Annotated in this window: 7 protein-coding genes; 2 read left to right on the forward strand and 5 right to left on the reverse strand. The window is 52.8% G+C overall.

What is annotated here, in order from left to right; genetic code table 11:
* Window positions 1-8: 8 nt before the first annotated feature.
* From purB to rluE, 5 genes are all read right to left on the reverse strand, one after another.
* Window positions 9-1,379 carry an adenylosuccinate lyase gene (purB, locus tag JKP81_RS18670; protein WP_200552889.1) on the reverse strand — a complete coding sequence of 457 codons (1,371 nt, stop codon included), beginning with the start codon at window positions 1,377-1,379 and terminating at the stop codon, window positions 9-11.
* 19 nt (window positions 1,380-1,398) lie between these two features.
* On the reverse strand, window positions 1,399-2,028 hold the full coding sequence (hflD, locus tag JKP81_RS18675; protein ID WP_020457488.1) for a high frequency lysogenization protein HflD: 630 nt from the start codon (window positions 2,026-2,028) through the stop codon (window positions 1,399-1,401).
* Window positions 2,029-2,101: 73 nt separating this feature from the next.
* Complete coding sequence (gene mnmA / locus JKP81_RS18680) at window positions 2,102-3,208, reverse strand: tRNA 2-thiouridine(34) synthase MnmA (protein WP_200552890.1); 1,107 nt, start codon at window positions 3,206-3,208, stop codon at window positions 2,102-2,104.
* Window positions 3,209-3,263: 55 nt separating this feature from the next.
* Entirely contained in the window at window positions 3,264-3,722 is a 459-nt protein-coding gene (locus JKP81_RS18685) for an NUDIX hydrolase (RefSeq protein WP_200552891.1), read from the reverse strand.
* Between the two features lie 14 nt (window positions 3,723-3,736).
* The gene (gene rluE / locus JKP81_RS18690; protein WP_200552892.1) at window positions 3,737-4,384 is read right to left on the reverse strand and encodes a 23S rRNA pseudouridine(2457) synthase RluE; all 648 of its coding nucleotides are present in this window, start codon (window positions 4,382-4,384) and stop codon (window positions 3,737-3,739) included.
* Between the two features lie 185 nt (window positions 4,385-4,569).
* On the opposite strand from rluE, the gene icd reads away from it, so the two are divergent.
* Window positions 4,570-5,820: an NADP-dependent isocitrate dehydrogenase gene (gene icd / locus JKP81_RS18695; RefSeq protein ID WP_200552893.1), complete on the forward strand. Its 1,251-nt coding sequence runs from the start codon at window positions 4,570-4,572 to the stop codon at window positions 5,818-5,820.
* A 149-nt stretch (window positions 5,821-5,969) separates the two neighbouring features.
* Window positions 5,970-6,542 carry a hypothetical protein gene (locus JKP81_RS18700; protein ID WP_200552894.1) on the forward strand — a complete coding sequence of 191 codons (573 nt, stop codon included), beginning with the start codon at window positions 5,970-5,972 and terminating at the stop codon, window positions 6,540-6,542.
* Window positions 6,543-6,657: the final 115 nt, after the last annotated feature.

A 6,657-nucleotide genomic window follows, 5' to 3' on the forward strand; every position in this document is an offset into this window, starting at 1 on the left:
GTGGGGGATTATTTCAACTCATCAACCATAGTGATGGCACGACCAATATAGTTGGCCGGAGTCATCGCCTTCAGGCGCTCTTTTTCGTTTTCTGGCAGCGCCAGGCTGTCGATAAACTGCTTCATGCCTTCGGCATCAACGCGTTTACCACGCGTCAGCTCTTTCAGTTTTTCGTACGGTTTTTCAATCCCGTAGCGGCGCATTACGGTCTGGATCGGCTCGGCCAGCACTTCCCAGTTATGATCCAGCTCGTCGAGCAGGCGGTCGCGGTTCACTTCCAGTTTGCTTACGCCTTTCAGCGTTGACTGGTAGGCAATCAATGCATAACCCACACCAACGCCCAGGTTACGCAGCACCGTGGAGTCGGTTAGATCGCGCTGCCAGCGGGAAACCGGCAATTTGCTGGCCAGGTGCTGCAACACGGCGTTGGACAGCCCAAGGTTGCCTTCGGAGTTTTCAAAGTCAATCGGGTTAACTTTGTGCGGCATGGTTGAAGAACCAATTTCGCCAGCGATGGTTTTCTGCTTGAAGTGGTTCAGCGCAATGTAACCCCAGATATCACGGTCGAAATCGATGAGGATCGTATTGAAACGCGCCATGCAGTCAAACAGCTCGGCAATATAGTCATGCGGCTCAATCTGCGTGGTGTACGGGTTCCACTGAATGCCCAGCGAGGTGACAAACTCTTCGCTGAACTGATGCCAGTCCACTTCCGGGTAAGCAGCGATATGGGCGTTGTAGTTGCCGACCGCGCCGTTGATTTTGCCCAGAATTTCCACCTGGTTAAGCTGGCGGAACTGGCGCTCCATGCGGTAAGCCACGTTCGCCATCTCTTTACCCAGCGTCGACGGCGTTGCCGGCTGGCCGTGAGTACGGGAAAGCAGCGGGATATCACGGTACTGAACGGCCAGATCTTTTACCGCCTCAATGATCTTGCGCCAGTACGGCAGGATCACTTCGTCGCGCGCGGTTTTCAGCATCAGCGCGTGAGACAGGTTGTTGATGTCTTCCGAGGTACAAGCGAAGTGGATAAATTCAGAAACGGCGTGCAGCGCCGGAATATCTGCCACCTTCTCTTTCAGAAAATACTCCACCGCTTTCACGTCGTGGTTGGTGGTGCGTTCGATGGTTTTGATGCGCGCGGCGTCTTCTTCGTTGAAGTCTTCAACGATTTTATCGAGGTAACCGTTTGCGCCGGCAGCAAAAGCAGGAACTTCCTTGATCGCCGCGTGGGTCGCCAGTTTTTGCAGCCAGCGTACTTCAACCTGAACGCGAAATTTCAGCAAACCGAATTCGCTGAAGATGCCACGCAGTGCGCTGACTTTATCGCCGTAACGTCCATCGACAGGGGAAACGGCGGTCAGGGAGGATAATTCCATAAGTCACAACTCCGGGAGGTTAACAATGAGCGAGAATTTGTTTGGCCTGCGTCGACAGGCGATTTCGGGAAAACATTAACTGTAGACGACCGCCGCCAACCTGGTGCCACAGCACCGCAGCGCGGATACCGGCCAACAACGTGGCGCGGACTTTCGCCTGCACCTGCGGGCTTTGCAACACGGCAGGCGAGCCGGTGACCTGAATACGCGGTCCCAGCGGGCTGATAACGTCGACATAGATGGCGGCCATTGCGCTGAGCAGCGTTTCTGACTGCAGGTCAAAATGCTCAAGCTGACGCTGTAAACCGGCGATGCGGTTACCGAGCGTCTCCATCGCGCCTTTGCTGGCAGCGAGCTTACGCTCCAGCACCATCATACTGAGCGTGTAGCGGGTCAGCTCTCCATTCAGGCCCTGGCGGTTGCTGGCGTTCAGCACACCGAGCAGCGTCTCCAGCCCGGTGCGCAGGTTGGTTTCGCTGCCGCCAAAGACGCCTAAGGTCGAGTCCGGGTTCAGGTCGATTACGCTATTTAACGAAACATGTAGCGCGTCAGCGTCACAGTGTCCCTGGTGCGCCAGCTGCTGCACCAGACGAGCTGACTGGCAAATTCCCGCCAGCGCCAGGGTAATATCGTAATAGTTCTTCGCCACACTCACTCCTTTATCTGCCCGTCAGCACATTATTGCTGCGGGCGTTGGCCTGTCCGGTTGTGCAAAAGGTCTTTTAAAGGGGCAGCGGCAGGCGCTGCTCAATAATTCCACCACCGAGGCATACTTCGCCCAGGTAGAATACTGCAGATTGCCCCGGTGTAACGGCGGCAACCGGTTCATCGAAGCGCACGTCAATGCGATCATCATCCAGCGCGGTAACCGTGCACGGAATATCTTCCTGGCGGTAACGCGTTTTTACCGTGCAGCGCAGCGTGCCTTTCAGCGGCTTGCGATCAACCCAATGAAGTTGTTGTGCAATCAGCCCAACGGACATCAGGCGCGGATGCTCATGACCCTGGGCGACAATCAGGATGTTGTTTTCAACATCTTTATCGACCACGTACCACGGCTCTTCGCTGCCTTCTTTGGTGCCGCCGATGCCCAGCCCTTTGCGCTGACCAAGCGTGTGATACATCAACCCCTGGTGCTCGCCGATCTCTTCGCCGTCGACAGTGAGGATTTTACCCGGCTGGGCGGGCAGATAGCGGCCAAGGAATTCGCGGAATTTACGCTCGCCAATAAAGCAGATACCGGTCGAGTCTTTTTTCTTCGCCGTAATCAAACCCAGCTCTTCGGCGATTTTACGCACCTGGGGTTTTTCCAGCTCGCCGACCGGGAACAGGCTCTGCGCGATCTGCTCATGACCAAGCGTATAAAGGAAATAGCTCTGATCCTTATTGCCATCGAGACCGCGCAGCAGACGGCTTTTGCCGTCAACGTCGGCGCGGCGCACATAGTGGCCGGTGGCAATATAATCAGCGCCCAAATCTTCAGCGGCGAACTCAAGGAAGGCTTTAAATTTGATCTCTTTGTTGCACAGAATATCCGGGTTCGGCGTGCGTCCGGCTTTATATTCAGCCAGAAAATGCTCGAACACGTTGTCCCAGTATTCTGCAGCGAAATTGACAGTGTGAAGCTCAATACCGAGCTTGTCGCAAACGGCCTGCGCGTCGGCAAGATCCGCCGCCGCAGTGCAGTATTCCTCGCCGTCATCCTCTTCCCAGTTCTTCATGAACAGGCCTTCCACCTTGTAACCTTGTTGTTGCAACAGGTAAGCGGAAACGGAAGAGTCGACACCGCCGGACATGCCGACGATCACTTTTTTTGGGCTATCAGACATAGAATACTCGCGACTAAGAACTTCAGGGCGGCGTATTCTAGCACGGGCTGGCGGCTCAGGCATCCCCTGTAAACGGCCAGTTAAATTCTGCGATGGTTTCCAGCGGCAGGCGCTTGCCGGTCTGGTAGCAGCGAATGCTCTCCGCAACCAGCGGCGAACGCAGGTTTGAGGCGTTGAGGATCTCGTCGGCGGTGACCCAGTGGCAGCAATCAATATCGCTGTCATGGGGTTCAGTGGCGCACATTTCGTTAAGCTCGACAGCAAACAGGAAACGCAGGAACGGGGTGCGATCCGGTGCCAGCCACTGGTGCATGCGGAGAAAATGCTGCGGCTCGGCGCGAATGCCGGTCTCTTCCCACAGCTCACGCTTTGCTGCTTGCAGCAGGGTTTCGTCGGCTTCGAGATGGCCTGCGGGCTGATTCCACAGCGCCTTGCCGCGAATGGTTTCTTCAACGACCAGAAATTTACCCTGCGCGTGTACCACGCAAGCGACAGTTACATGGGGTTTAAACATCAAAGCCTCCCTGATTAAGCGTCACGCCATTCGCCAGTTGCGAGGTTATCCAGCGTGTAGTTTCCCATAGCGTAGCGGATGAGACGCAGGGTAGGGAAGCCAACATGCGCCGTCATGCGCCGTACCTGGCGGTTACGGCCCTCATACAGAGTGATTTTCAGCCAGGCGGTTGGAATCGCTTTGCGCTCGCGAATGGGCGGATTACGCGGCCACAGCCAGTCGGGCTCCTCTACGCGTTCAACACCTGCTGGCAGTGTCGGCCCGTCGTTAAGCGTTACCCCGGTGCGCAGCGCTTCAATGGCATCCGGCGTCGGTTCGCCTTCCACCTGCACGTAATAAATTTTGCCGGTACGTTTGCCCGGCTGCGTCAGGCTCGCCTGTAATGCGCCGTCATTTGTCAGCACCAGCAGCCCTTCGCTGTCGCGATCCAGGCGGCCAGCGGCGTAAACACCCTGTACCGGAATAAAATCTTTTAGCGTGCTGCGTCCGGCTTCGTCGGTGAATTGCGGCAAAACATCGTAGGGTTTATTGAACAGAATCACGCGTTTTGGTTGGTTTTGTGGTTCAGACCTGGTGGCTTGTCGTGAGCTGAATCGCTTAAGGCGGTGATTTCTAAAAGAAGTTTTGTTCATGGTATTTTCAGTAGTTATCAATTGCCGCATTATAGCTGAATCACGATTGCCTTTCATGGAGCCTGAGTATCGGTTAGTATGTTCGGGCTCATTACAATTCATTAACAAAAACGGTTTGCTCTGTGTGAATCACGTAACAGGTGAGCGGACGCAGTCTGAGCGCCCCGGCATGAAGTCAGCGAGCAAACAACCAGAAGCGCTCGAAGGAGAGGTGAATGGAAAGCAAAGTAGTTGTTCCGGCGGAAGGTAAAAAGATCACCCTGCAAAATGGCAAGCTCAACGTTCCGAATAACCCGATTATCCCGTTCATTGAAGGTGACGGTATCGGCGTGGACGTGACCCCGGCGATGCTGAAAGTGGTGGATGCCGCTGTGGAGAAAGCCTATAAGGGCGAGCGTAAAATTTCCTGGATGGAAATTTATACCGGTGAGAAATCTACCCATGTTTACGGCCAGGACGTCTGGCTGCCGCCTGAAACACTCGATCTGATTCGTGATTATCGCGTTGCGATTAAAGGCCCCCTGACCACGCCAGTTGGCGGCGGTATTCGTTCCCTGAACGTTGCGCTGCGCCAGGAACTGGATCTGTACATCTGCCTGCGTCCGGTACGTTACTACGAGGGCACGCCGAGCCCGGTAAAACACCCGGAACTGACCGACATGGTCATCTTCCGTGAAAACTCAGAAGATATTTACGCGGGTATCGAGTGGAAAGCCGACTCTGCCGATGCAGAGAAAGTGATCAAATTCCTGCGTGAAGAGATGGGCGTGAAGAAAATTCGCTTCCCGGAACATTGCGGTATCGGCATCAAACCGTGCTCTGAAGAAGGCACCAAGCGCCTGGTGCGCGCCGCGATTGAATACGCAATCACTAACGACCGTGATTCTGTAACGCTGGTGCACAAAGGCAACATCATGAAGTTCACCGAAGGCGCGTTCAAAGACTGGGGCTACCAGCTGGCACGCGAAGAGTTCGGCGGCGAGCTGATCGATGGCGGTCCGTGGCAGAAAATCAAGAACCCGAAAACCGGCAAAGAGATCATCATTAAAGATGTGATTGCCGATGCGTTCCTGCAACAGATCCTGCTGCGCCCGGCAGAATACGACGTTATCGCATGTATGAACCTGAACGGTGACTACATCTCCGACGCCCTGGCGGCGCAGGTTGGCGGTATCGGTATCGCCCCTGGTGCGAACATTGGTGACGAGTGCGCGCTGTTCGAAGCGACTCACGGCACGGCGCCGAAGTACGCAGGTCAGGACAAAGTGAACCCGGGTTCAGTGATCCTTTCTGCGGAAATGATGTTGCGTCACATGGGCTGGACTGAAGCGGCTGACCTGATCGTCAAAGGCATGAGCGGCGCGATTAATGCCAAAACCGTGACCTACGATTTCGAACGTCTGATGGAAGGCGCTAAGCTGCTGAAATGTTCAGAGTTTGGTGACGCGATGATCGCGAACATGTAATCCGCCTCGCGGGTTAAACAAGAACGGGAGCCGGTTGGTTCCCGTTTTTTATTATTAGCTTTTGAACGGTTATCAAAATTTTATCAAAACAAGTTATCAAAACTTGTATGCTGAGTCGTACATGCAGACCTTGTCATAATGGGAAAAAAATGAAAATTTCTGATCGTGTGCAGTATGCTATCGATGATGCAAATTCAGGAAAACCTCTATCAGCGTTAATGCATGCGTGTTTTGCTTTAGAAGGAACCGGGAATAAAATTTTTGATAATTCCATCGGAAGCCATAATGTTTTTGTTAATACCTTCAAACGCTATCACTGGGCTATAGAACCGATGTTTGCCACCGGAATAAACATTGAGGAAACGATTTTTAGAAATATTTTATTGAAAAAAAGAGAGGCGCATTTATCAGAAATACTTTATGAGATTTTTAGATGTAATTTTGCTCATGGCAACGAACTACCTGATGGGTTTGATGTTGAACTTACTACTGATCCGAATCGTAGAACAGTATCTTTGTCTAAGCAAAGTATAATCATGCCAGATACGATCATATATGCACTCTGTTCGGCGGTGGTTTTTTCCAATATGAATGGCAATTGTAAAATAAAAGATGGTTATTATTTGACTCTTGGAACAATGTATTTTGATATCAACAAATGGTGGGGGAGAGAAGATGATGCAAAAATATGTTTTTCAACTGTAAACTCCCCTCGCATTTGAATCGCCACGGATAATCTAGACACTTCCGAGCCGTTGATAATACTGGTTTTCATATTCTGTCGGTGACATCTGTTCGCTAGAACCATGCCGACGCTTACTGTTATAAAACATTTCG

The sequence above is a fragment of the Kosakonia sp. LAM2021 genome (assembly GCF_016620385.1).
Taxonomy (GTDB): Bacteria; Pseudomonadota; Gammaproteobacteria; order Enterobacterales; family Enterobacteriaceae; genus Kosakonia; species Kosakonia sacchari.

Bases quoted from the DNA above. Each gene is read 5' to 3' on its own strand.
- JKP81_RS18685 (WP_200552891.1), bottom strand. From the start codon at position 3,722: ATGTTTAAACCCCATGTAACTGTCGCTTGCGTGGTACACGCGCAGGGT.
- mnmA (WP_200552890.1), bottom strand. From the start codon at position 3,208: ATGTCTGATAGCCCAAAAAAAGTGATCGTCGGCATGTCCGGCGGTGTC.
- icd (WP_200552893.1), top strand. From the start codon at position 4,570: ATGGAAAGCAAAGTAGTTGTTCCGGCGGAAGGTAAAAAGATCACCCTG.
- purB (WP_200552889.1), bottom strand. From the start codon at position 1,379: ATGGAATTATCCTCCCTGACCGCCGTTTCCCCTGTCGATGGACGTTAC.
- rluE (WP_200552892.1), bottom strand. From the start codon at position 4,384: ATGCGGCAATTGATAACTACTGAAAATACCATGAACAAAACTTCTTTT.
- JKP81_RS18700 (WP_200552894.1), top strand. From the start codon at position 5,970: ATGAAAATTTCTGATCGTGTGCAGTATGCTATCGATGATGCAAATTCA.